Source organism: Chryseobacterium cucumeris, assembly GCF_001593385.1.
Taxonomy (GTDB): domain Bacteria; phylum Bacteroidota; class Bacteroidia; order Flavobacteriales; family Weeksellaceae; genus Chryseobacterium; species Chryseobacterium cucumeris.
In genome coordinates this window covers 1-26,743 of the sequence record NZ_LUVZ01000043.1, presented here as the reverse complement: position 1 = coordinate 26,743, position 26,743 = coordinate 1, and the positions used below count along the sequence as shown (strand labels likewise).

The window sequence follows — 26,743 nt, the reverse complement described above, 5'->3', positions numbered from 1 at the left end:
TCATTAACATATACGCTGTATTATTGAAAAACAATCAATGTACAAAAAGAATATTATGAATAAAATAATAATATTAGCTGGGTTAGTTTTCTTTACTCAATTTCAATCGCAGGAATTACAAAAGACAATGATTCCAAAAATTAGTAATGAATTTGAAAAGATTACCATACAGAATTCTAAGAAAAAAGATGATGACAGATGTATTGAAACTCCAGAAGGAAGAAAAGAAATCTTTTCTACTTCTGAAGGTGGATATAAATTAAGTATTTACTATGAGAATTCTTTTTATAAATCAGATAAATTCTATTATAAAAATGGGTACATAAAAAATAAATCATTGGCATTTAACACGGGCTCACCCGTCGGAATATTATATCATTTTGATAAATCAGGTAAGCTTACTAAGGAAGAATATACAGATGAAGGATATAGTTTTACTCCTGAAAAGGTAATAATGTATTGTGAAAAGAATAAAATTGATCTGCCTAAAGGCTACCATGATTCTGGTTACCAAGCTAGAGTATTAAAACAGGTTCTTGATGGTAAAAAAGTTTGGGTAATAGAATACCTTATCCCTGATGGAGATATTCAAAAAGTTGTTTTAGATGGTCAATCAGGTACAGAACTTGAGAAAAAAGTGGTTCCGTTTGTGAGCCGTTAATAGGTTAATCTTTTTTCTATTTTGGCCGGAAAGAGATCCAGAAAAGTAATATGTCACCATCAGAACTACGATTAAAAACAAAAAGCACCGTTGTTACTTCTCTAATTGAAGAATTAACTATCTTTATATCGTTTAGAATAAAATAGCTAATTTTAGCTGCACAAAAAGAATAAGTTTTAATTCTTTGAAAAAAGAGATGAAAAATATACTTTAAAATCATCAAATCGTAAGCACAACAGAACGCCAATATATTAATATAAGAAAATTATAAATGGGAGTACTAGTAACCAACGAAACAGTAAAGCAACTATTTCACATTGCTCAGTCGATAGCGAAGGAAAATTATAATGGAACTTATGGTGGCCCGCACATCCTGCAGGCTTTAATGCATAAAGATATCGGACTTAATGAATTCCTGAAAAGCATAGATAAAGATCCGGGCTATTTCTATGAATGGGCAGATGTCCGTATCGAAGAATATCCGAAAACCAGCCATCTTCCCGATGAAGTAGGACAGGATGATGCAGTGGATACCCTTATTGAAGAAGCTGATGATATCCGTTTAAAATTAGGATTGGATGAGATTACTCCTATCTGTATCCTGACAGCCATTGTAAAACCACAGGTTGTATTCTCTCTTCAGCAGTTAAAGTCACTTCCGTTGAGAGAACATGAGATCTTTAATCTATACAGAAAAGATACTCCGTTTACCGTTTCAGAAGATGGGAACTTCTCATCATTATTTTCAAATGGTTCAGACTATTCAGACTCTTCCTTTCCTTCCATTAAAAGCTATTGTGTAGACAGAACGGCGCAGGCAAGAAAAGGAGAAATAGAAAATATCATCGGCAGGGACAAAGAACTCAGAATGCTGGTGGAAATCCTTTGCCGAAGAAGCAAACCGAATGTGATCATCATTGGGGAACCAGGAGTAGGAAAAACAGCTTTGGTAGAAGGCTTTGCTACAGAAATTATTAAAGGAAATGTTCCTGAAATGCTTAAAAACGGTACCCTTTTAGAACTGGACACCGGAGCATTATTAGCCGGAACTTCTTATAAAGGGGAAATTGAAGACCGCCTGAAAAAAGTCATCAATGAATGTAAGAAAATTGAAAAAGCCATTCTTTTCATTGATGAAATCCACACCCTTTTAGATTCGAAAGGAAGCATCGGAAACGTTGCCAATCTCTTGAAACCTGAGCTTGCCAGAGGCGAAATTACTGTAATCGGAGCTACTACGCAGGAAGAATACAGAAAAATTATAGAGCCGGAACAGGCTTTCAACCGTCGTTTTGAGGTGTTAACCGTTCTTGAACCGGATGAGAAAACATGCGTCAAAATGATCGATGTACTCCTTGAAGGATACAAAAAGCACCACGGTATTGAAGTGGAAAAAACAGCCCTTCCGGAATGTGTACGTCTGGCAAAAAGATATGCAAAAGGTAAAAAATTACCGGACGCCGCTATTGACTTATTAGACAGAACAATGGCAGCCATCAAAATGCTTGATGAACTTTCCGAAAAAGAACTTGAAAGCTGGAAAGAAAGCTATGATGTAATTCTGAAGGAAGAATATACAGACAGCAAAGATAAAGCTGATGAACTGATCTGGACATATAACCTGCTAAGAGACAAAATAAGCCCAATTTTGTGGGGATCACTCAGCGAGCAGCCTTCCATCGACAACTCTATGCCGGTAGATCAGATTCAGAAAATCATTGAAGATACTTACGCAGAACTTTTACAGCATGCTGCCAAGAAAAGAGAAAAAGTAGACAGGTTGGAGCTGGCAGCTGTAATGGCCGCTAAAACCAATATTCCAATCGGGAAAATTCAGGCTCAGGAAAAAGAAAAACTCCTGAATATGGAATCCCTTCTATTGAACAGGGTTGTAGGGCAGGATCATGCACTAAAAATCCTTTCCGATGCTATTGTTGAAAACCGAAGCGGATTGAACAAACCGGGACAGCCTATCGGATCGTTCTTCCTTCTTGGACCTACCGGAACTGGTAAAACAGAGCTGGCAAAATCAATGGCAGAATTACTTTTCAACGATGAAAAGGCAATGGTACGCTTTGATATGTCGGAATTTAAAGAAGAACATTCCGCAGCGTTGCTATACGGAGCGCCTCCGGGATATGTAGGATATGAAGAAGGAGGAATGCTTGTTAATAAAATCAGACAACAGCCATATACTGTTGTGTTATTTGATGAGATTGAAAAAGCCCACCATTCTGTTTTTGATGTATTCCTTCAGATTATGGATGAAGGGAAAGTTCATGATAAATTAGGTAAAGAAGGAGATTTCAGCAATGCATTGATCCTGTTTACCTCCAATATCGGAAGTGAAGAAATTGTAAAACAGTTTGAAGAAGGAAAAATTCCGGAATCATCTTCACTCATGCAGATTATGTCAAACTCCGGACGATTCAGACCTGAGTTCCTGGCAAGAATTACAGAAATTATTCCTTTTGCACCGATCACAGAATCTATTGCAGAAAGAATCTTTAATATTCAGCTGAAATCACTTCATACTTCATTAACAAGATTGGGAATTGCTTTGAAAATTACCGATGAAGCTGTGAAAAACCTTGCATTAGGAGGGTTTAGCAGTAAGTATGGTGCAAGACAGATCTCAGGGGTCATCCGTGCTCAGCTTGCAAGACCAATCTCTAAAATGATTGTGAGAGAAGAAGTGAAATCCGGCCAGACTATTCATGTAGATTGGAATAAAGACGAAGAAAAATTAAGCTGGAAAGTAGATTAAGTATAAAGTAAAAAGGCCAATTTGTTACCCACTTTTGCCTTTTAGCTTATAAATAAAATTAAAATGAAAACAATTGTCAGAAATATCTTTACAGGTTTTCTATTATTAGGATCCGTTATCATGATCAACGGACAGTTTCTTGCCGCTTCCGATACCTCTGAAAGCAGTGTGAAAAAGTATAAAGGTATCATTAATGCCAATAAGGATCTTGTAGAATTTATTGAACAATTACTCCTTCAGAAAGGCCTTCCCAAGCATTTGAGAAATCTGGCCCTGATTGAATCGCATTTTGACAGAAATATTACCTCAGGTGCCGGAGCAGTAGGAATCTGGCAGTTTATGACTGCACATGCCAACCAATACGGGCTTACAGAGCAAGGACGTACTGACATTTATAAAAGTACTAAAACCGCTACCATTTCCTTAAGTAATCTTTATAAAAAGTACAATAATTGGGTGACCGTGGTTGCAGCCTATAACTGTGGTGAAGGAAATATTGCCAAAGCAATGGAAGCTGCTGGCTCTACTCAATATCATGTGTTTTATAAATACCTTCCGGGAGAAACCATTAATCATGTGAAGAAATATCTTAATGCATGCTATGCAACAGGAGAACTTCAGAGTGTATTGAATAATTATAATTCTGCAAGGCTTAACAAGATTTTCTTTGAGGGAGATCGTAAAGAAACTGCTGCAGCGCTTTCAGAAACAGAGATCAATGCCGGATTCAATCTGAACGTTGTTGCTGCAGAATTGAACGTAGAAGTAGACAAAATCCTTGCCTGGAATCCGGGAATCGTAGAAGAACTCCAGAAAAAAGGAGAAAGTCCATTCTATCTTCCTGTGGATCTGATGCCTGATTTTCTGCTGAGAAAAAACAAAATATTGGTTCGTTCCATAAAAGAAGGTGGAAAAACTCAACAGTAAAATAATATCCGATAACAATAAAAAAGCAACCCATAAAACGGTTGCTTTTTTATTGGATAATCTGTTAAAAACATCCTAATATTTATTAAGAAAATCTTAATATTTCTCACTGATGTGGAAAATTATTGTTTTTGTTGTTAATTTTCAATCAATTAAAACCTTTTATTGATAGGCTTTTGGTTGGTGTTCTTAAATCAATTGTCGTAGAATTACTACAAGAAATCGTAGAACTACTACAAATTTTCAGATTTATATTCAAAAGTTTTTTTTAGCGAAAAAGAGCCTCTATATTTGCTAACACAATCACCAAATCACAAAATATTACTAACGATTAAATTTACTAATCATGGCCGAAAGAAATTCAAGAGGAATCTTAAAATTCAACAACGGAGAAGGACAGAAGCTGTTAAAAATGAATTACAGCGTTTCCAGATCTACAGACGTTTCAGGACGTGTAGCATCAGATCCTTCTAATGCATTGATCAAAGTAACAGTAGAAGCTACTGAAAAATCAGACATCCTTGAAAGCTTGTTAAACGGTAAATACAAGCCAACAGTAGGGGAAATCACTTTCAACAAATCTCACGAAGAGGGAACACTGATTACTTTGAAATGGGAAAACGGATACGTAATCCAGCACGAAGTAGATTTCGACGCAATAGACAGCAACAGTATGCTCATCAGCTTCGTAATCAGCGCTGAAACCATTGACTACGGTACTTCTCAGTACGCAGGATTATGGCCTTCAGCAGGTAAATAAGCCTATTCATCATCTTAGTAAAAATAAAATTGGTACAGAACAGTACGCTCATTCGGGTATACTGTTCTGTTTTTCCGTTTAAAAGAATTTCGAAAATCATTTTTCAAAAGGAAAATGATAGATGCACAAATGATTTATCAATCTCACACTTTCTATGCTGTAAGTATCAGCAGTTTATTTACGATTTAACTTAAATACAAAACGCTATGTTTCAGGATGATAAAAAAATTAAAGTAGCAAACCCGAAAAACGAGATAAACGCGGGCAAACAACAGTTGAAAAATACAGTGCAGGAGAATGTTACCAAAAAAGCAGAAGGAAAATTGAATAAGGCAGATGAAAAAGTAAAAAAGGTAGCAAAAGCAGGACAGCAAAGTTTAAATGCTGCTCAAGGTGCTGATATGTTTATGAACCAGACTTTTGTACCGAACAATCCTTCTATTGTTGATAATAAAGTGTGGGCGAAACAGCCAACTTCAAAAATACACAATGCTGAAGCTATTGCTCAAAGTTTTATTGCAGGAATCAATCGTGTGGTAAAGCTGGATGTGGTTATTGAAGGACAAATTATCAAACATTTTAAGCATTTCAAACTTACCCAGAGTGCTGCAAAACATCATGAATTCAACCTGATGTTGGCTCATGATGCCCTTGGTAATGCAGAAAATCACAATCTTGAAGAGGCCCAAAGCTTTTTAGGAAAAAGAATTACTGTTGTATTTAAATATAAAGATGTAGAAAAAGGCGCTGAACGTAATTTTGTAGGAGTCATTACAGAAGTAGGTTTCAGCCAGGAAAAGGGAAGCCTTGGAAATATCGTTCTTAAAGGTTTTAGCCCGACAGTACTTTTAGATGCGGCTCCCCATATTCAGAGTTTTGGAGGTGGACAGCCTGTCAGCCTGAATAGTATTGCCGACCAGGTGATCCGTGAAGGGCTGGGACAAAATAAATTCGACTTCAGAATAGATGCTCAGCACGGAAATGTAGCCTACAGTTCACAATACGAAGAAACTCATTATAATTATCTGGCGAGAATAGCTGAGGCTTATGGTGAGCAGTTTTATTATGATGGTGAAGTATTACATTTTGGAAAACTTCCACCTCAGGAAAAACCTGTTAAACTTACCTATGGAAGCAGCGTAAGTGATATTGCTGTCAAAATGAAGGCACAGCATGTCAACCCTACATTTTATGGCTATAACAGCAGTAAAAATGAAAAACTGACCACTGGAAGTTCGAAAATCAGCCATACTTCAGATATTGCAAAAAGAGCCTACGAAATATCTGAAAAGATCTTCACCACACCTTCTTTGAGAGTAGCCCCAATAAAAGCAACCTCTTTTATGGACATTGATGCCTCACAGAAAGGAACAGCAGGAAGTAAAGCCTCGGAAGTATTTATTACATCGGGGACAACTACTGTTCCGTTTTTATATCCGGGATGTACAGCAGATATTGAAATGCGGAAATCTTCAACAAATGAAACTTCCTATTTTACCAAGCTGATGATTATCGAAGTAACCCATGAAGTAGATGCAAGAGGTTACTACGACGGTAAATTTGAAGCAATTGCCGCAGACACAGGTTTTATACCACGGCCTGAATTCGAAACTCCGAGAGCTGAGGCTCAGTTTGCAAAAGTAATTTCCAATACAGATCCTATGAATCAGGGAAGAGTTCAGGTACAGTTTGACTGGCAAAACGGGCCGGACAGTACAGAATTTATCCGTGTAATGTCTCCGGATGCAGGAAGCAGTGATAAGGTCAATAAAAATAGAGGCTTTATGTCAGTTCCTGAAGTTGGAGACCAGGTAATTGTCAATTTTGTACATCAGCATCCTGACCGTCCTTTCGTAATGGGAGGAATGTTTCATGGTAGTATAGGAGCCGGTGGCGGAGCTGGAAATAATATAATGAGCTTTAGCGGTAGAAGTGGTGCAGAATTAAAGTATGATAACGGAGCCGGATCGATGAATCTTAAAGATCAGGGTGGTGCAAATATGTTTTTTGACGGATCCGGAAATGTTATACATAATGCCAATAACAACAGCACTAAAACTGTTGGTAATGATAAAACAGATAAGATTGGAAACAATAAAAAACTGGAAGTAGGCTGCGATCATATTTCAGACGTAGGCAATACCCATAAAGTCTCAGTAGGCAAAGACCAGAGTGTATTTACAATGGATAATGCCGGAGTGATTGATTTAACCGGAGCCCAGAAAATTACCATTAAAGTAGGTAACAGTGAGATTATCATTACCGGAACGAAGGTTTCTATTAAAAGTGATGAAATCGACATCAACGGAGGCGGTGCAACAGCTAATTTTAAAGGCTTGACAAAAATAACAGGATCACAGGTAGATATCAATTAACAGAATGGATTTTATAAAATACGAGATTAAAAAAGGAGATACCCTGGAATCTCTTGCAGAGAAACAAGGGACATCGGTTAAAGAACTGATCAATTTTCATAACCTCTATTGTGGAACCACAAATTTTATTATTGGAGAAAAACTGCCTATTCATCTGCAATATCTTTTTTTAGAAAAGAAAACAGGTGAAGAAATCAATAAGGCAATAGAAGACAGGAAATTTCCCCAAAAAGCAAGATACAGATGCGAACAGTTCAATACTACAAAGGTTGAAGATAGAATCACATTTCATTGCAATACCAAAAAAGAGTATGTTGTTGAAAAAGATGCAGCCAATACTAAAGCTAAAGTGAAGCTTAAGGAATATTTATATAAAATAAATCCCGAAAATATGGCTCTTGCTATAGAAGCTGTCAAAGAACTGGAATTTGATAAAGAAGATGTAATTTTCAATTTAAATGATGACCATACCATAAAAGGAGTAGAAAATTTTCCCCAGATAAAAGAAAAATGGGAACTTTTTAAACCCAAATTAAAAGCTTCGGAATTTTACAGACAGGTGGAGAAAATTAACTCCAAAGCTGCTGAAGATATCATCAAAGGTGGCGGACTGGAATTTGAGAACGAAGCCAATCTGAGAAAAACCTATGACAAGTCTCTTCTTTATCATGTCTTGTTTAATGATTTTGATGCCCGTAAAAAGAGAAAGCAAAATGATGTTTTAAAGTTTATTTCACAGATATTTGTCAATGTTCCTATTGAACTGGAATTGCAGCATACCATTATAAAAGAAGATGATTACTTTATAGAATTCAGAACTGTGGGGACACTTTTAAAAGATAAAATAGATAATGCTGTGCTGGAAGAACAATACAACAAATTCTACAAACCTATTATTGAATATGGTTTCAGTGAATATAATTATGATTATAGAATCAGAAGAATGGTCGATAAAAAAACAGGAACTATCATCAATGCATCAGCATTAATGAAAGAAGAAGTAAAAAATAATTATCAGTTTGTTACCCAGTTTGATCTAAAACAAATTGAATATTAAAAGTAATTTTTAAGTATGGCCGAAAATAAAGTGTTTACATTCAATAACGTTTTGCCTTATCATATTGCCAGAACACTTCTGGTTATTATCCCATGCCTGGTTTTCTATGGAGCATTGTATTATGTTCTCTTCAAAGGAGTATTCAGACTTTCTTTCGTTATGTTTTTTTTCCTTTTTTATTTTGGAAGCTGTTATCTGATCCTGAAAGCAATTTCTGTGAAGTTGAAAATCTGGTTTGATGAAAACTATTTTTATATACAGAAGGGAAACCAGACTCCTGAAAAATATTCCAAGACAGATATTGAAGGATTTTATGCTTATGATTATGAAACCAAAGCACCGTCATTGCAAAGCTCAAAAATATACTTCAGATTCCGCTTGAAAAATAAGACAGACATTTACTTAAATGATGTTGAATACAAAAACAAATACGAAGAAGAGAAAGGAAACGAACTTAAAAAATTTCTGATATCAGCTCAGAAAGAACTCCATTTTTCAAAAACAGAAAAGAAAAGTCTTCAGAATGTTTATTGGTATTCACAATATAATTAAGACATATAAACTCTGAAAATTTAAAAGACAAATTCACTATTTACAGGATGTTTTAATCAATAAAATGTAACATTATGAGTGCTTCCTATATACCCAAAGATGTTTACACAGTGTGTACATTTCAAACCGATTCAGAACCAAGACAATTAATTCCTACAAGAGAACCCATTACTGTTTTCTATGGATCTGATAAAACCCGGCCCTTATTAACAAAAGAAGATCGAAATATCAATAAAGAATTTCCCTGTAAAAGTCCTAAAAATGCCATGTGGGGATTTCTTTGCTTTGGAGCAGGCCTTATTGTTGGTGCACTGCTTGTGTTATCCGGACCTATTGGCTGGGCTGCATTAGCCGTGGGAGTTGGTGTTCTGGCATGTGGAGCAGCAGCAGCATATCATGCAACAAAAATAAACCACTTATGTACTGAATCTTTAGGAAAAGGAAACTGGAAAATTGAACATGAAAAAGTAAAATTTGATCAATTTATGGCCATCACCCAGAACTCTATACTGGTTTGTGATACCGGAGGACTATTAAGCCCCATATTCAGCTATTCTGTGGCCAAGAAATACGCACAGCAGATCGAGAGTAATAATGGAAAGGAAATTGTTCTCAATGCCGCTGCTTCTTTCTTCGGAGGAGCTGGGATCGTTATTGCAGGAGTAGAAATGGGAATCGGTAAGACGCTATTGTGGATGGGTGGAACCATGGCAGTAATGAACGAAGGAAGTTACTGGGAAAGAGAAATCATCAGAAGCAACTCATTGGAAGATAATAGCCATTATCAGGATATGAATAAAGAAGCAGATGAAAACAGCAGAGTTCCCGGATACCTAAAGGATTTTCCAAAAAATGTGACGGGCATAACTCCTTCAGATCTTGCCAGCCCGGATATTCTGGAACTTAATGAAAAAGGAGGATTGGCAAGCAGAGACGGTAAAACCCCTATTTTCTTTAACGGAAAATGGTATGTCCAGGATTGGCAAAAAAACCTGATTGAAATAAAACAAGGGACAGCTTTATCTAAAGATTTGACAGCTTTAGAAGGTGTAGATTCCCGTGAAGTATGGAAAACATCTGAAGGAAAGGCTATTGTAGAAAATATCCGTAACGGCAAATATTCAGAATCTCTGGTTGCCACAGCAAAAGACGGCTTAGGAAGAGTACGTCCCCGAAACTTACCGAATTTAGCCAAAGAACTTCCCAGCATAAAAATGCAGAATATCAAAAATATTGGTAAACTTGGCGTAAAAGGTGGTGGATTCATCGGTTTCTTTTTCCCATTTATCGCTACGTATTTTTCTGAAGACTCAAGAAGAATATTAGCCAATGCAATGGCGGAAGATGCCGGAAACGGAATACATGTAATAGCAAATGATGCCTAGACTCAATCCAATTTTTGATTTTTAAAAGATAAAATAACCAGACCTGGATAAGGTCTTTTTTATGTATATAAGTGAATTTTATGTATATTATTTCTCTTAATAGTGTAATAAGTTGGTGTTTGTTGAAGATTTTTAATCCTTTTTAAAATATTTATTTACAGTGTATTGTGCTTTGTTTTAAATCTAATATCGTAGAATTACGACACGAAATCGTAGAACTACTACATCAAATCGTACAATTACGACACTTTTTCAGATTTCCCTTCAATTGCTTTTTTATCAAACCCAAGGAGGCTATCTTTGTTATATAATTATTGAATTACAATTTATTACTAACGATTAAAATTTACAATCATGGCAGAAAGAAATTCAAGAGGAATCTTAAAATTCAACAACGGTGAAGGGCAGAAACTGTTAAAAATGAACTACAGTGTATCAAGATCTACAGACGTATCAGGACGTGTAGCATCAGATCCTTCCAATGCATTAATCAAGGTGACAGTAGAAGCTACTGAAAAGTCAGACATCCTTGAAAGCTTACTAAACGGTAAATACAAGCCGACAGTAGGAGAGATCACTTTCAACAAATCTCACGAAGAAGGAACACTGATCACTTTGAAATGGGAGAACGGATACGTAATCCAGCACGAAGTAGATTTCGATGCAGTAGACAGCAACAGTATGCTGATCAGCTTCGTAGTAAGTGCTGAAACCATTGATTACGGTACTTCTCAGTACGCAGGACTGTGGCCTTCTTCAGGTAAATAATCCCATAAACTTAAATAAAAAAAGGAACAGTGTACCTTCGGGTATGCTGTTTTGTTTTTTTAACCCCATCTCGAACCCTCGAACCCGAATTTCCATTCCCGAAACCCTTCAACGGGCTGCCAGTTTTTACTCCTATTTTCTTATATTTGTTCATTATTCAAAATATGGACGCAACACAAGATAAAAGGCTGTTTCTCATCGATGCTTATGCGATGATTTTCAGAGGATATTACGCATTAATCAGGAATCCGAGACTTACCAGCAAAGGTCTGGATACTTCTGCCATCTTTGGTTTTACCAATTCTTTGATCGAATTGATCAGAAGAGAAAAACCAACACACCTGGCAGTCGTTTTTGATGTTGGACAGGCCAGTGTAAGAACTGATGATTTCTCAGAATATAAAGCCAACAGAAGCGAAACTCCCGAAGCAATCAAAATTGCGATTCCATATATTCACAAAATTCTGGAAGCAATGCACATCCCGATTCTTGGTGTGGAAGGATATGAAGCCGATGATGTCATTGGAACTATCGCATGCAAAGCAGAAAAAGAAGGATATACCACTTTCATGGTGACGCCGGATAAAGATTTTGCACAGCTGGTTACCGATAAAATTAAAATTTATAAGCCAGGTTTAAAAGGTGGCGATATCGAAATTCTCGGAGTTGAAGAAGTAAAGGCAAAATATGAGATTGATGATCCTAAGCAGGTGATAGATTTCCTTGCTATGATGGGAGATGCAGTAGATAATATCCCTGGATTAGAAGGGGTAGGAGAAAAAACGGCTATGAAATTCCTGAAAGAATTCGGCAGCATTGAAAATTTATTAGCCAATACGGATAAACTGAAAGGAAAACTGAAAGAAAAAGTAGAAGCTTCCGCAGAACGTGGTATTATGTCTAAAAAACTGGCAACCATTATTTGTGACGCTCCTGTAGAATTCCATCAGGAACAATATGACCTTGAAACTCCTGATTTTGAAAAAGTAAAAGAAGTCTTTGATGAAATAGAATTCAGAAGGTTATACGAAAACTTATACAGGGCTTTTGCTCCTGCAGCTGTAGAAACAGTGGTTGTAAGTGAAGTAGAAGTAAAGCAGACTCCGGCCGGAACCGAAGTAAAAGGGCAGGTGATGCAGCTTGACCTTTTTGCCAATTTTGAAGAATTGGAACAGGCTACTTCTACAAAGTCAACGATTGAGAATAATGATCACCTTTATCAGTTTATCAATAATCCGAAAGCTCAGAAAAAACTGGTAGACAACCTGCTGCAGCAGAAAGTAGTATGTTTCGATACGGAAACTACATCATTAAACGAACTGGAAGCAGAACTGGTAGGAATGAGCTTCTCTTATAAAAAAGGACTTGCCTACTACATTCCTCTCTCTGAAAACAGAGAAGAAGTGTTGCAAACCCTGGAGATCTTCAGACCGTTTTTTGAAAAAGAAGACCTGCTTAAAATTGCTCACAATCTAAAATACGATTATAAAGTTTTAAAACAGTACGACATCACCGTTAAAGGGGCTATGTTCGATACCATGATTGCCCACTACCTGCTGAATCCGGATGGAAGACACGGAATGGATTACCTTTCAGAAGTATATCTGAACTATAAACCGGTATCCATTGAAACCATCATCGGAAAAAAAGGGAAAAAACAGGGGAATTTCAGAGATGCTGATCTGAGAACGCAGACAGACTACGCGGCGGAAGATGCAGACATCACTTTCCAACTGTATGAACTTTTCGCACCGCAGCTGAAAAAAGAAAACCTGGAAGAGCTTTTCTTTACCATTGAAATGCCTCTGATGGAAGTACTTGCAAAAATGGAACTTTCAGGGATTTCTTTGGATGAAAAATGGTTGGCACAGGAAAGTGTTGACCTTGAAAATGATCTGAAACAGCTGGAAACAAAGATTTTTGAACTTTCAGAAGAAGAATTCAATATGAATTCCCCTAAACAGTTGGGAGAAATTCTATTTGAAAAATTACAGCTGGATCCTAAGGCTAAGAAAACAAAGACTGGACAATACGCAACCTCAGAAGATGTTCTTCAAAAATTGAGTTCAAAACATGAGATCATCAAGCATATTCTGGAATACAGAACCTATCAGAAATTAAAATCAACCTATGTGGATGCATTGCCTTCACAGATTGAGAAAAAAGATAACAGAGTACATACCAACTTTTCACAGACTACAGCCGCTACAGGCCGTTTGGCGAGTGTAAACCCTAACCTGCAGAATATTCCGATCCGAACGGTAAGGGGCCAGCAGATCCGTGGAGCATTTGTTTCCGGAGAAGGGAAGAAGATTATTTCTGCCGATTACTCTCAGATTGAACTTCGTTTGATTGCTGAGATTTCCGGAGAGGATAATATGATCAAAGCTTTTCAGGATGGAGAAGATATCCACGCTTCTACCGCTGCAAAACTCTTTAAAATTCCTTTGGCTGAGGTATCCAAAACCCAGAGAAGTCAGGCTAAAACCGTAAACTTTGGAATTATCTATGGACAAGGAGCTTTTGCTTTGGCAGAACAAACCGGATTATCCCGTACAGAAGCCAAACAGATGATCGAAGCTTACTTTGAAACCTATCCGAAACTGAAGGAGTACATGGCTGAGCAGGTGAACAAAGCACGCCAGATAGGATATGTTGAAACTATTTTAGGAAGAAAACGTCATTTGAAAGATATTAATTCCAATAATTTTGTGGTAAGAGGTCATGCGGAAAGAAATGCTGTAAACGCACCAGTTCAGGGAAGTGCAGCAGATGTTGTAAAGCTTGCCATGATTAAAATAGACAGAGAACTTGAAGAGCAACAGCTTAAAACAAAGATGCTGCTTCAGGTACATGACGAATTGGTGTTCGAATCTCCGGTAGATGAGATTGATACAGCCTCAAAACTAATCAAAACTGAAATGGAAAGTGCCTTAAAAACACAGGTTCCGCTATTGGTAGAAATTGGAGTAGGAGATAACTGGTTAGAAGCACATTAATCAATACTATAAATCATACTTTAAATAAAAAACTTCCGTCTTTTAGGCGGAAGTTTTATTTTGTTAGAACTGGATAGCTTACTCCTGTTCTACAGAATTGTAAACATTGGTGACAACATCATCAGGAGAAACATTTTCAAATAAAAATCTTTCTTTTTTTACCTGTACTTTTTTAGTTTCTGATGGCATTTCTTCTTCCATGGTATTTACCGTTTCCAGTATTACTTTACCTTTCATAGGCTCATAATAGAGGGCAGAGTGGGAACCTGCACCCATATTATACGTTTCAATATAGGTAAGAATCAGGTTGTCATTCACATATTTGAATTTACTGAACAGATTACCATAAGGTCCGATATCATAGAGATTGATATTCAATGTTCCTTTTTCAATACTGATGTCTTCAGGATCGTGCATTTTATAACCAGATTCATTGTATTCATCGGGAAAAACGGTTTCAGAACTTTTAAATAACCGGTATGTTTTGTCAGGATTCTTTAGAAGGACTATCATAGTTCTCTGTGCTAAAGTGTCGTCTTTTTTTCTAAGAACCAAAGCTTTATCAGCAAGTCCGTCATGGTTGAGATCACCTTCGGTTTCGTATTGAATTTCATATTGACTGGATACAAAATCTGAGACTTTTTTTCCTGCTATCGACTGTTCCTTCTCAACTGGTGCCGTATCCTTTTTTATAATGCCTGAAGAGTTTTTCGGAGCCTGGGTTTTGGTTTTGTTACATGAATAAGCAATTAAAGAAGCAAAAAGTAAAGTAGAAATGATTTTTTTCAATGGTTTTTGTTTTTAAGATACAAATCTAGCTTTTATTTCCTGATAATGTAAAATTACAACACACAAACATCCCAGTACGGTAACAGGTAGAAAGGAAAGTGAAATTGTATATTGGATTTCCGAATTGAAATCGTAAGTACTCCAGGAAGATTCCCTGTCTACAAATAGAGTGTAGTTCCAAAATAACCAGACAAAGATCAGGAATAGGAACTCGACTGAAGCCTTGAAGAAAATCTTTTTAACAAAGAAAAGCAGAGAAAAGATAATTGATAAGAACCCACCGGCTATAAGGGATATATACACCGCATCTTCAAAAAATGAACAGTCTATACAGCCGCTTGAAACACGTTCTGAAAGGGTTCCCATTGACCAGTAAAATTGTAAGAATGTAACCACTGAAATAAAGGTGGTACTAATGAACCATCTCTTCAGAAAAGAGTAGAATTGATGAGGTTTGGATTCTTTCATGATATTAAAATATCTGAATTATTTTATTATTCTTATCATGGCTAAATCATCTGTAGGTTTTAAAAATAGCAACAAGTGATCACACGTATCATGAAATTACTTGTTGCCGGTGTTGAGAAAGCAGTTTTGCTTTGGTTATTAAATATCGTATTCTATTTCCCCCACATAATGCAGTGAAAAATCATCATTTTCTACAGAAACCGGATTAGGAATCACAAATCTAGTCGCAAAAATAATAGCATTTACGGGTGTATCCAGACTGAGTTCGTTTAATTTGTTTTCCAGAACCGGAAGCCATTGGTCAGCATAAGAATACTCTGCAAACTTATCATAAAGACTAAGGTTTTCATCCTCAAAACCATATTCTATAAAATCATCATCAAACCATTTGATGTTTTGTGATTCTGCAAACTTGGAAACATACTGATCATCAGTTTCTTCCTCTATATAGTAGTTTTCATCCTCTTCTATAAAGCTATAAAAATCTTCTTCATTCTTGAAATATCCTAACCAGAAGTGTGAAATTTCTTTATCCATAATTATATATATAAGTATTATTTTTTTTGATTTTTTAATAAGTGACATTTTTCCGCATTGATGAATATCCCTTTTATACAAGAAAATTTCCGCAATTAAAATGTAACATTGCAAAAGTTTTTCATGCAATAAATTTTTTGAGGCAGCAACGCAAAATCTCCTCAGCAAAGATAGTTCCTTAATAGTATTTATTGTAAATTTATTCTCTGTTTAAATTATAAAAGATGGATTTTCTTCAGGACCACTATATTATTAAAAATGAATTGCTGCTGATCCTTATTTCAGTTATTCTAGGATTGTTTATTGGTGCTGAACGTGAATACCGTAATAAGTCGGCCGGCCTCAGGACCTTTATTCTCGTGTGTTTTGGTGCCTGTCTGTTTACCATACTTTCTATAAAAATAGGCGTGGCCAATCCGGATCGTCTGGCAGCTAATATCATTACAGGAATCGGATTTCTGGGAGCAGGGGTTATTTTCAAAGGAGATAATAAAATTGAAGGAATTACCACAGCCACCACTATCTGGGCAACTGCTTCTATTGGAATGGCTGTAGGTTCCGGCTATGTTTATATTGCATTGTTGGGAACTACGTTGGTATTACTTATTTTAAGTGCCCTGACTTATCTCCAGAATTTTATTGATAATTATAATAAAGTAAGGGAATACAGAATTGCTGTAACAGACTCCCAGGATATTAAATATTGTGAAAATATATTCAAAGAAAATCACTTAAGATATCAGATGCTTAAACAGCAGTATTCTCAGGAAAGCTTTACCATTATATGGAGACTTACCGGAAAAAATAGCCATCATGAGGAAGTCATCGGACGTCTGGTGAATGATCCGAAAATTAAAGCGTATCAGTTTTAGACAGTGAAAGAGCAAAAAAATAAAGGCCGAAGCCTTTACTTTTATTTCTTCTTAAATACATAAAGATCTTTGTTGGGACCATCGATCTCCTTTCCTTCCATATCCAGCTGGATCAGCATATTCTCACCCACTTTGTATTTATAGTTGGCAGATTTCCCTTTTAAAGTAATCATGCTTCCAGTAGCATCCCAGGTGAAAGATCCTTTGTCCTGGTTCTTTGAATTTCTCTCAAGATATTCCTCTGTAATGCTGAATGTTTTATCATCATTCAATGTCAAAGAAGTCTTTATTCCCGGGCAGTCTGCACAAGGAACTGTTGCTTCATAAGTACCTGCCCAGTCCAGAGCATTTTCAGAAGTGTCACCAGCTGCTGTAGGAGTTGCTTTAGTGATACTGTCCGTAGCAGTAGGTTGTACAGCCGTTGTAGAATCTGTAGTAGCTGTTGTTTCAGTGGTTTCTTTTTTAGAACATGAAGCAAGGAATAGAACAGATACCATTCCCAACATGAGCATTTTACTTTTCATCATAATAATTAATTTAAGGATGTTTTTTATAATAATATACTTCCAATCAACAAAAACTGAGCCAGAGGGAAGGGATAGAATGTTTGAATGAATAGTGAATAGTCAATTCGCTTCGCTTGTCAATTTTTAATGAATTTACTTATTGTTTGATTATAAAAATTCACCATTCACTTGCGAAGCAAATTCACCATTGACGATTCAACTTTTGAATGCATTGTGAATAGTGAATAGTCAATTCGCTTCGCTTGTCAATTTTTAATGAATTTAATTATTTTTTTGATTATAAAAATTCACCATTCACTTGCGAAGCAAGCTTCATCATTGACAATCCAATTTTTGAACGCATTGTGAATAGTGAATAGTCAATTCGTTTCGCTTGTCAATTTTTAATGAATTTAATTATTTTTTTGATTATAAAAATTCACCATTCACTTGCGAAGCAAGCTTCATCATTGACAATCCAATTTTTGAACGCATTGTGAATAGTGAATAGTCAATTCGCTTCGCTTGTCAATTTTTAATGAATTTACTTACTGTTTGATTATAAAAATTCACCATTCACTTGCGAAGCAAATTCACCATTGACCATCACTATTTTCCAAAAACGAACTCTTAGTAACTTTTCCACCCGTTTTATAAAGCCTGTTCCTATTTTTCTTTGTAAATTGGGGCAAAATTTTGATTATGACAAAAAAGATACTTTTATCTGTATTTCTTTTGCCAGCTGCAATGGCATTTGCGCAACAATATGGAGGAATGTGGATTCCTACAGAGCTGAATGAAAAGGAAATGAAGGATTTAGGAATGAAGATTTCTGCAAAAGATATTTTCAATCCTCAGAAACCAAGCATTAAAGATGCGGTTGTACAGTTTAACGGCGGATGTACTGCAGAAATTATTTCGCCTAAAGGATTGCTTTTAACGAACCATCACTGTGGTTTTGGGCAGATTCAGGCACACTCTACCGTTCAGAATGATCTTCTTTCAAACGGATTTTGGGCAAAAAATACAGAAGGTGAGCTTCCTAATCCGGGAGTAAAAGTAGATTTTATTGTAGATATAAAAGAAGTTACTGATCCGATATTAGAAGGTACAGACAATCTTACAGAACCAGAACTTACTAAAAAGATCAACAACAATATTGAGGTGTATAAAAACTCTCAGAAAATTGAATCTTACCAGTCGATCATGGTAAAACCAATGTATTATGGAAACAAATACTATGCTTATACCATCGAAACGTATAAAGATATCCGTCTTGTAGGAGCTCCGCCTCAAAGCATCGGGAAATTCGGAAGCGATACGGACAACTGGGTTTGGCCGAGACACACCGGAGATTTCTCTATGTTCAGAATTTATGCAGACAAGAACAACAAACCTGCAGAATATTCTAAAGACAATGTACCTTACGTTCCAAAGCACTATTTACCGGTTTCTATCAAAGATAAAAACGAGAACGATTTTACTTTTGTTTTCGGATTCCCGGGAAGAACTACAGAATACCTTCCTGCAATTGCTGTAGAGAAGATCATGAAAGATATTGACCCTGCGAGAATTGCGGTACGTGATGTAGCTTTAAAAACTTTGGACGAAAAAATGCGTGTTGACAATGAAACGCGTATCAAATATGCCTCAAAATATGCTTCAGTAGCCAACTATTGGAAAAAATGGATCGGTGAAGTAGAAGGATTGAAAAAATCCAATGCTGTAGAAAAGAAAGTAATGTATGAAGGTTCTTTGGTTGCTAAAAATCCTGAGATCAAGACTACTTTGGATCAGCTGAATAAACTGTACAATGATCAGGCTCCTTATGCATTAAACAATGCTTACTACACAGAAGTGATAAGAAATGCAGAGACTTTGAAGCTTGCCGGAGATTATTATGACTTCGTAGCTTCTGTAGAAGCAGGAAGAATGGATGAAAAGGAACTTTCAAAGTTAAAAACAAAATTAACTTCTTTCTATAAAGATTACAGTGCTGAGCTTGATGCAAAAGTAACTGCGAAACTATTGGCTTTATATGTGAATAAAACGGCACCTCAGTTTTTACCGGCAGGATTCAGCAAATATAAAGATGAGAATGCTAATATTCCTGTTGTAGAAGATATGTCTAAAAACTCTGTCATCACAGGAAGAACAGCTGTAAACGGAGGAACATTAACTGCCGATATTGATAAAGCATTTTCTAATCAGGATAAACTGATCAGGACTTTAAAGAAAGATCCTATTTATCAATTATATGTTTCGATGAAAGAAACCTATATGAAAACTGCAGATCCGCAATACACTTCAATGCAGGCAAAAATTGATGCTTTGCAGAAAAAATTCATGGCGCAGCAGATGAAGACGGATAAAGACAGAAAATTCTTCCCGGATGCCAACTCAACGCTTCGTGTAACTTACGGTAAAGTGAAAGGTTCTACTCCTAGAGATGCCGTTTCTTACGGATACCAGACTCACCTTGCAGGAGTAATAGAAAAGTATGTTCCCGGAGATTACGAATTTGATGTTCCCAAGAAACTGATTGATCTTTACAACAAAAAAGACTTCGGAATCTATAAAGATAAAACAGGTGATGTTCCTGTAGGATTCACTGCTACCAACCATACAACCGGAGGAAACTCGGGAAGCCCGGCTTTGGATGCCAACGGAAACCTTGTAGGATTGAATTTCGACAGACAGTGGGAAGGAACAATGAGTGATATCAACTATGATCCGCGTTTCAGCAGAAACATCATGGTAGATACAAAATATATCCTTTTCATCATTGATAAGTTCGCAGACTCAAGATGGCTTGTTGATGAAATGAAGATCATAAAATAATTTTAAAAGTTATACCTTTAAGAATCTATTTGAATTTAATTTTGAATAGATTCTTTTTATTTACAATAGGATGAAAGACAGCATCATCAATGTTTTGGCAGCTTTTGAAACTGGGAATATCGGAAAATCATTTCCGCTGGACTATTGTCTGCCGCTTTATCACAGTGTTTCAGACAAAGAACTTCCTCATTTAAAACATGTGATCCGTTATAAGACGACTCAACAGTTTGAGAATGATCTGGATTATATAGCAAAGCATTTTCAGTTTGTAAACTGGCAGGAGTTCAAAGATTATATGGCCGGAAGTTTTAAACCTTCGAAAAAAATTGCCCTTTTAACTTTTGATGATGGTTTCAGAGAGTTTTACGATATTGTAGTTCCCATCCTGGAACGAAAAGGAATATATGCCTGTAATTTTATCAATCCGGCTTTCATAGACAATAAAGAGATGATGTTCAGATGCAAAGCGAGTCTTCTTGCCGATGCTGCTGAAAAAATGAAAACAATAGATCCTGAAATTTATTTTAATCTATCGCTAAAAAAAACAGATAGACGCGCTCTACAAAAGAAAATTTTATCCATAAATTATCAGAAAAGAAATATTCTGGATCAGCTTGCTGAAAAACTTGAGGTAGATTTTAAAGCCTATTCAAAGGAATTTAAACCTTATTTAACAACAGAAGAATTAAAAGAACTTACCAACAAAGGTTTTGGAATTTCTTCGCACAGCTGGGATCACCCCAAATATGGCGATTTGTCTTTGAAAGAACAGATGACAACAACCGACAGAACCTTTGCCTATTTAAAAGAAAATGGTTTTTTGTACGAAAGTTTTGCATTCCCGTTTACCGATTTTGAAGTAAAGAAAGATTTTTTTGATGAACTTTATAAAAATGAAGAGATCTACTGCAGCTTTGGGTGTGCCGGTATAAAACTGGACAGTGTAAAGAGAAATTTTCAAAGAATTCCTATGGAAATAGGAGAGAGTGGGGCTCGGATATTGAAAAAAGAAACAGCTTATTTCAGATTGAAAAGCCTGATGAATAAAAATACGATTGTAAGAAAATGATAACGCTGAAAACATACAACAGAAGAGAACTGGAAGATTTTATATCCTCCGGAGCTTTCCGGCAGTATGATTTTCTTCCGGTTACCAGACACCGTGCGCTGTCTCATATTCAGAATCCAAAAGCAGCAGATGGGGATACGCTTCTTATTCTTGCTTTTTATGAAGATAAACTGATCGGTTATGTGGGATGTTTTCCGGATTGTTTTATCATTGATGGAAAAGAAATCCGCTATGCGTGGCTCAGTACCCTGTATGTAAACCCGGAATACAGAAAAAAAAGACCGGCGAAAGCATTGCTGAAAAAAGTTTTTGAAGAATACGAAGGCCGGATTGCCATTACAGAATTTACCAAAGAAGCAGAAGCACTCTACAATATTATGGGTGTTTTTGAATATGTCTTTCCCAAAGAAGGCAAACGCTACTACTTCAGAACCGATGCCGCTAAAATGATTCCTGAAAAGAAACCGGGAACACAACCGTTGAAACCTCTTTTTCAAATTCTGGATGCCGCTGCCAATGGAGTGATCTCAATAAAGAACCTGGCCGCACCAAAACCAGATTTTAAATATGAAATTCTGGATCATATCGACAAAGAAAGTGCAGATTTTATGAACAGGTTTCCCGGGATGCGCAATGCAGACGAAATCAATTCTTTTATAGAAAATCCCTGGGTTTTGGAAGGCAAAAAAGATGAAAAATACCTGTTTTCAAGTTTTGCCGACAGCTTTAAATATTTCTGGATCAAAATTTTAAATAAAAATAACAAGATTACATCCTGTTTTCTGCTGCAGCTCCGTGATGGCTATCTTAAAATACCTTACCTTTTTACGGACGGTAATTTCGATGAGGTTATTCGGGTTTTACATTATTTCATCGTGAGTCATAAAGTAAAAGGCTTTACTTCTTATCAAACCGCATTAAACAAGGAAATACAACAGTCAAAAGTATTTTCCCCTATCTATGAACGTGATTTTAAAAGAGAGTACCTGTTTCATAAAAATCTTTTGGAATTGCTTCCCGGTCATTTTAACCCAAACTATCAGGATGGTGACGGAGATTGCATGATGACGTAATAGATTTATAAATGATGAATGATGAATGATGAATGATGAACTACACATGATCAATTATCAATTATCAATTATCATTTATAAAAAAAAACAAACCGCCTGATAATTCTATCGGGCGGTTTGTTTTTAATGTCCAAAAATATCTTTCAGACTTACTTCTTTAAATATTCCCATTTTGTTGACAGCTTCCATATCAAGATTCTCTTTTTTGCCGATAATAGCGGTGTTAAAATGTATTGATTTGACTTCTGTCTGATAAAAATGCTTGATATCCTCAAATGTTAACTGCTGGATCTGTTCATAAATATCTTTTCTGAAATCATGATAGATATTTAATTTCTGCAGTCTTAAGGTATTGAAAAATATATTGTTTCGGGTAACCCTTGTAGAAGCAATCTGTTTCAGAGCTGCATTTCTGGCATTCTCAAACTGAATAGGGACTTCTGGCAGCTCGTTCATCAGTTCATTCAGGGTATCTACAGCGATCATCAGCTTGTCAGGCTGGGTTCCGATATAAGTCGTTACATAATCAGGATGGTTCAGCTCAGAGTTCGCTGTATAAGAAACATAAGCAGAGTAGGCAAGACTTTTACTTTCCCGCATTTCCTGGAAAACAATGGAAGATAATCCTCTTCCAAAATATTCATTGAACACATTGATCTTTCCGAAATGAAGCGGGTTCACCTCGCTTCCTTTACCAATCTTGCTCATTTCCATCTGAACCATATCATAGTTGATGAAATACACGTTTCCTCCGGTTGCCGGTTCCGGATACAGTTTAGCAGCTGGTATCTGAAGGCTTTCAGGTTCTATGTACTCACCGATGTATTCTTTAAAGGTTTCAAAATTTTTACCATAGAAAAATACCTGATAAGGATATTGGAAAAGCTTTTTCATTCTGTCTGTAAAAACTTCAGCACTGCTGTTTTCAAGCTCTTCCTTAGAAATAACATCCGTAAAACGTGAGTTGCTGCCCAGCTTTGTATAATTGTTCAGGGCCGTTATAATACGGTTTTTATCTTTCTTCATGGCCTGGCGGTTTTCCAGTACTGTTCCCACAAACTGATTATAGATTTCCTGATCAGGCTGCACATTGCGCATCCAATGCTGCAGAAGGGCAATTCCTTTTTCTATATTTTCTTCCAGTCCGCTCAGCGAGATGGTCAGCTGATTGTTCGTTGTTTTAAAATCATTGCTGATTCCGATTTTGAAAAATTCCTTTTTTAAATCCTCCGGTGAAAAAGTATCTGTTCCCAAATACTGCAGAAGCTGAGTTGAAATCCCTAAATCTCTGTCATGATCACTTCCTAAAGGAAAAATAAAGTGCAGCTGAGCAATATCGTTGTATTTATTCTTTACGAAACTTAATTTCTTTCCGTTACGCTCATCTGTAACGATTTCTTTTTGATAATCAATAAATTCAGGCTTAATATCCTCCGTTTTATCCGCCAGAATCTCTTTCAAAAATTCAGACTGACTATCACGGTTGATCTTAACAGGAGTGATACCTGGATTCTCAACTCTGATCAGTTTGTCGTTTACCCCTTTTTCTTTATTGACCACCACATAGTTTTCTTTGAAAAACTCATTGGCAAAATTCACTACGTCATCTTTGGTGAAAGAGGCATACTCATCCATTTCATTCAGTTCCTCTTCCCAGGTTCTTCCTTTTATATAAGAATCGTAAAGATTGGTGGCGAGACCTTCGGCAGTTTCAAGACCTTTCATTCTCTGAAGTTTGAAATCATTGATGATGGCTGGCAGCATCCAGTCCGGAAAATCTCCTTTCTTGATCAGCTCAATTTCATCCAATACCATATTCTTTGCTTCCTCCAGAGTCTGTGTTTCCTTAGGAACCGCAACAATGGAGAAATATCCATACTGTCTTAGTCCTACAGAAAAGGCTTGAGCCCAAAGCATCTTCTGCGTCTGGTTAATGTGTAAATCCAATAATCCGGCTTCTCCTCTGTTGCTGAGAATATTGGCAACTATATCAGCCAGCATTGCTTCTCTTGTTCCATAGCTATCTGTTCTCCATGCAAGCTGAGTACGTGGAGTAGTAGGGCTTTTTACTGTTCTGGCTACAACTTCTGTAATAGGCTGTTCAGTAATGGGTGTTTTTGCAGGAAGTTCCTTATAAGGTAAAGTCCCGAAATATTGATCAATTAATTGGATCGTTTCATCGAAATCAAGATCCCCAACCAATACCATAGCATAATTATTGGGAACATAATATTCATCAAAATACTTGTGAATAGCTTTCATCGATGGATTTTTCAGGTGTTCCGGTTTTCCCAGGGTAGTTTGCTGTCCGTTGGGATGAGTGGGAAAAAGAGCATTCATCAGTTCGTAGTTCACAAGTCTTGTATCATTGTCCTGCGCCCTGTTGAACTCCTCATACACCGATTCAAGCTCAGTATGAAAAAGACGAAGGACAATTTCAGAGAACCTTTCCTTTTCTATTTTCAGCCATTTTTCAAGTTCGTTATTCGGAATATTGTTTTTGTAAACCGTTTCATCAAACCAGGTATGCGCATTGGTACCACTGGCTCCCAGAGAAGAAATCGCTTTATCATATTCATTGGCAATGGCATATTGGCTGGCTTCCTGGGAAACTTCATCAATCTTTTTGTAGATTTTCCTTTTCTTTTCAGGATTCTGTTCTGCTTTATGTTCTTCATATAAAGCCGAGATCTGATCAAGAAGTTCTTTTTCCTTTTCCCAGTTCTGGGTTCCGATTTTTGAAGTTCCTTTAAACATCATATGCTCAAGATAATGTGCCAGCCCTGTATTATCAGCCGGATCATTATTACTTCCTGTTCTTACCGGAATGAAGGTTTGTATTCTTGGGGCATCAAAATTCTGAGCAAGAAAAACCTTTAATCCATTTTTCAAAGTATAGATTCTGACGTTATTTTCGTCATGGGTTACCGTAATATAGTCGTATTGGTTGTTATCTGTATGTACCGTTTCCTTATATTTTCTGTCTGTCATATATAAAACTCATTTCATCCCTTAGAAACCGGAATGCACTACAAATGTAAGGAATCAAAAAAAATGTTAGCCTCTTTTTATCATTATTACATCTATTATTACAGTTGAGAAGGCGAATCATTCTACAGAAACTGTTTGTCAATCCCGTATACCATTATATACAATCACTATAATTTCATATTCCCAACTCTCCAATTTTTTCAGGAGCTAATTCCTGCTATCCATTCATACTCCTCGCACCAGCGCTCTCCCACGCTCCAACCCACCCACCCTCCGACGCAAGCTGCGGGGTAACCATTTCTATCAGGGCTAGGGTAGGAGTCGTTAATGATAAGTGGTGAATGATGAATGATGAATGATGAATGATGAATGATGAATGATGAATGATGAATGATGAATGATGAGGTTCGGGTTATTGTGTTTCGAGATTTGGGTCTCCATGTATAAAAGGAATATTGGTTTGAACATTCATATTGCAGAATTCTATGTAAACATATTATTGAGTGTAAATCCCTATTCCCATTGTATCATTCTGCAGGAATCCAAGCTTCTTTATGAGAGTCTCAAAAAAAGTAAAATGACAGTATAATGTCTAAGATTTTTTTTAACAGTTAGTATTAGCCATGTCATGCTGAGCTGAGTCGAAGCATTATAATTAATTACGGGTACAGGAGTTAAATCTTATTACTCTATATTTATATATTAAATATACTCTTCAGTCTTCGTCGAGGAAAGTCAGCTCTCTAGTCTAGTCTCTCTATTATATAATATATACTTTATTTGATCATAGCCACCCCAAACCCCGCATCCCGCACCCCGAATCTCACATTCCCTCTTCACACACAGATCCCCCCAACCTCCAACCCACTTACTCTCCAACCACACCTCCAAACAAATGTTTAAAATTTTTCTCTCTGCCTTCCAGCTGATTAGGATAAAAACCTATCCGAATATGAAATTTATGTTAAATAAACTTGTTTTGCGTTGTATGAAGTTACTATCTTTGCCCCACTGAAAAACGAAAGACATTCAGTAGCGCAGAAGCGCCTTTAGATGGGCAGAAACGATATTACTTCAAAAAAGAAACGGACGAAAAAAAACTTTAAAACTTTTTGAAAAAAAAGTTGCCAGTTTAAAAAGAGTTTGTATCTTTGCAGTCCCAATTAGAGGGAGCGCAGGAGTGTAGAGATTGAGGTTTTGAGAAGGATTAAGGTTACTTAAAAAACTTTAAAATTTTCTTCAAAAACATTTGGTCATTAAAAAATAAAGTTTTACTTTTGCACTCGCAAATACGGAGCGACACTGACAGAGAGATTGCTTCGTTGAAAAGCGAAAGATATAAAGAT

At 36.5% G+C, this 26,743-nt stretch carries 19 protein-coding genes; 14 read left to right on the top strand and 5 right to left on the bottom strand.

Annotated features, from left to right (window positions below):
* The first annotated feature begins 55 nt into the window (after positions 1 to 55).
* The 10 genes from A1704_RS17330 to polA all read left to right on the top strand — a co-directional run bounded on the left by A1704_RS17330 (position 56) and on the right by polA (position 14,251).
* Positions 56 to 661, top strand: coding sequence for a hypothetical protein (locus A1704_RS17330; protein WP_062675646.1), 606 nt, complete (start codon positions 56 to 58; stop codon positions 659 to 661).
* Between the two features lie 271 nt (positions 662 to 932).
* A complete protein-coding gene (locus A1704_RS17325; protein WP_062675333.1) occupies positions 933 to 3,428 on the top strand; it encodes an ATP-dependent Clp protease ATP-binding subunit in 2,496 nt (831 codons plus the stop codon).
* 63 nt (positions 3,429 to 3,491) lie between these two features.
* Positions 3,492 to 4,355 carry a lytic transglycosylase domain-containing protein gene (locus tag A1704_RS17320; RefSeq protein WP_062675332.1) on the top strand — a complete coding sequence of 288 codons (864 nt, stop codon included), beginning with the start codon at positions 3,492 to 3,494 and terminating at the stop codon, positions 4,353 to 4,355.
* A 346-nt stretch (positions 4,356 to 4,701) separates the two neighbouring features.
* Positions 4,702 to 5,115, top strand: coding sequence for a type VI secretion system tube protein TssD (gene tssD, locus A1704_RS17315; RefSeq protein WP_062675331.1), 414 nt, complete (start codon positions 4,702 to 4,704; stop codon positions 5,113 to 5,115).
* Between the two features lie 206 nt (positions 5,116 to 5,321).
* A complete protein-coding gene (locus A1704_RS17310; RefSeq protein ID WP_082798821.1) occupies positions 5,322 to 7,490 on the top strand; it encodes a phage baseplate assembly protein V in 2,169 nt (722 codons plus the stop codon).
* 4 nt (positions 7,491 to 7,494) lie between these two features.
* Positions 7,495 to 8,547 (top strand): LysM peptidoglycan-binding domain-containing protein, encoded by a 1,053-nt coding sequence (locus A1704_RS17305; RefSeq protein WP_062675330.1) that lies wholly within the window; start codon positions 7,495 to 7,497, stop codon positions 8,545 to 8,547.
* 15 nt (positions 8,548 to 8,562) lie between these two features.
* Positions 8,563 to 9,099, top strand: coding sequence for a hypothetical protein (locus A1704_RS17300; protein WP_062675329.1), 537 nt, complete (start codon positions 8,563 to 8,565; stop codon positions 9,097 to 9,099).
* 74 nt (positions 9,100 to 9,173) lie between these two features.
* Positions 9,174 to 10,484 carry a hypothetical protein gene (locus A1704_RS17295; protein WP_062675328.1) on the top strand — a complete coding sequence of 437 codons (1,311 nt, stop codon included), beginning with the start codon at positions 9,174 to 9,176 and terminating at the stop codon, positions 10,482 to 10,484.
* A 354-nt stretch (positions 10,485 to 10,838) separates the two neighbouring features.
* Positions 10,839 to 11,252, top strand: coding sequence for a type VI secretion system tube protein TssD (gene tssD / locus A1704_RS17290; RefSeq protein WP_062675327.1), 414 nt, complete (start codon positions 10,839 to 10,841; stop codon positions 11,250 to 11,252).
* Between the two features lie 164 nt (positions 11,253 to 11,416).
* On the top strand, positions 11,417 to 14,251 hold the full coding sequence (gene polA / locus A1704_RS17285; RefSeq protein WP_062675326.1) for a DNA polymerase I: 2,835 nt from the start codon (positions 11,417 to 11,419) through the stop codon (positions 14,249 to 14,251).
* Positions 14,252 to 14,329: 78 nt separating this feature from the next.
* On the opposite strand, the gene A1704_RS17280 is transcribed toward polA, so the two are convergent.
* The 3 genes from A1704_RS17280 to A1704_RS17270 form a co-directional block, all read right to left on the bottom strand.
* Positions 14,330 to 15,040, bottom strand: a complete 711-nt coding sequence (locus tag A1704_RS17280; RefSeq protein ID WP_062675325.1) for a hypothetical protein — start codon at positions 15,038 to 15,040, stop codon at positions 14,330 to 14,332.
* Positions 15,041 to 15,052: 12 nt separating this feature from the next.
* Entirely contained in the window at positions 15,053 to 15,508 is a 456-nt protein-coding gene (locus A1704_RS24830; protein ID WP_062675324.1) for a hypothetical protein, read from the bottom strand.
* A 138-nt stretch (positions 15,509 to 15,646) separates the two neighbouring features.
* A complete protein-coding gene (locus A1704_RS17270; RefSeq protein WP_157885781.1) occupies positions 15,647 to 16,045 on the bottom strand; it encodes an immunity 22 family protein in 399 nt (132 codons plus the stop codon).
* A gap of 224 nt (positions 16,046 to 16,269) precedes the next feature.
* Between A1704_RS17270 and A1704_RS17265 the strand changes: the two genes are divergently transcribed.
* Positions 16,270 to 16,917, top strand: a complete 648-nt coding sequence (locus A1704_RS17265; RefSeq protein WP_062675322.1) for an MgtC/SapB family protein — start codon at positions 16,270 to 16,272, stop codon at positions 16,915 to 16,917.
* Between the two features lie 41 nt (positions 16,918 to 16,958).
* On the opposite strand, the gene A1704_RS17260 is transcribed toward A1704_RS17265, so the two are convergent.
* Complete coding sequence (locus tag A1704_RS17260; protein ID WP_238590653.1) at positions 16,959 to 17,444, bottom strand: copper resistance protein NlpE; 486 nt, start codon at positions 17,442 to 17,444, stop codon at positions 16,959 to 16,961.
* Positions 17,445 to 18,125: 681 nt separating this feature from the next.
* Between A1704_RS17260 and A1704_RS17255 the strand changes: the two genes are divergently transcribed.
* The 3 genes from A1704_RS17255 to A1704_RS17245 all read left to right on the top strand — a co-directional run bounded on the left by A1704_RS17255 (position 18,126) and on the right by A1704_RS17245 (position 22,406).
* Positions 18,126 to 20,264: a S46 family peptidase gene (locus A1704_RS17255; protein WP_082798820.1), complete on the top strand. Its 2,139-nt coding sequence runs from the start codon at positions 18,126 to 18,128 to the stop codon at positions 20,262 to 20,264.
* Positions 20,265 to 20,334: 70 nt separating this feature from the next.
* Positions 20,335 to 21,333, top strand: a complete 999-nt coding sequence (locus A1704_RS17250) for a polysaccharide deacetylase family protein (RefSeq protein WP_062675321.1) — start codon at positions 20,335 to 20,337, stop codon at positions 21,331 to 21,333.
* On the top strand, positions 21,330 to 22,406 hold the full coding sequence (locus A1704_RS17245) for a GNAT family N-acetyltransferase (protein ID WP_062675320.1): 1,077 nt from the start codon (positions 21,330 to 21,332) through the stop codon (positions 22,404 to 22,406). The genes A1704_RS17250 and A1704_RS17245 overlap by 4 nt, the downstream gene beginning before the upstream one ends.
* A 123-nt stretch (positions 22,407 to 22,529) precedes the next feature.
* Here A1704_RS17245 and A1704_RS17240 read toward each other — a convergent pair whose 3' ends face one another.
* Positions 22,530 to 25,397, bottom strand: a complete 2,868-nt coding sequence (locus A1704_RS17240) for a M16 family metallopeptidase (protein ID WP_062675319.1) — start codon at positions 25,395 to 25,397, stop codon at positions 22,530 to 22,532.
* Positions 25,398 to 26,743 lie beyond the last annotated feature (1,346 nt).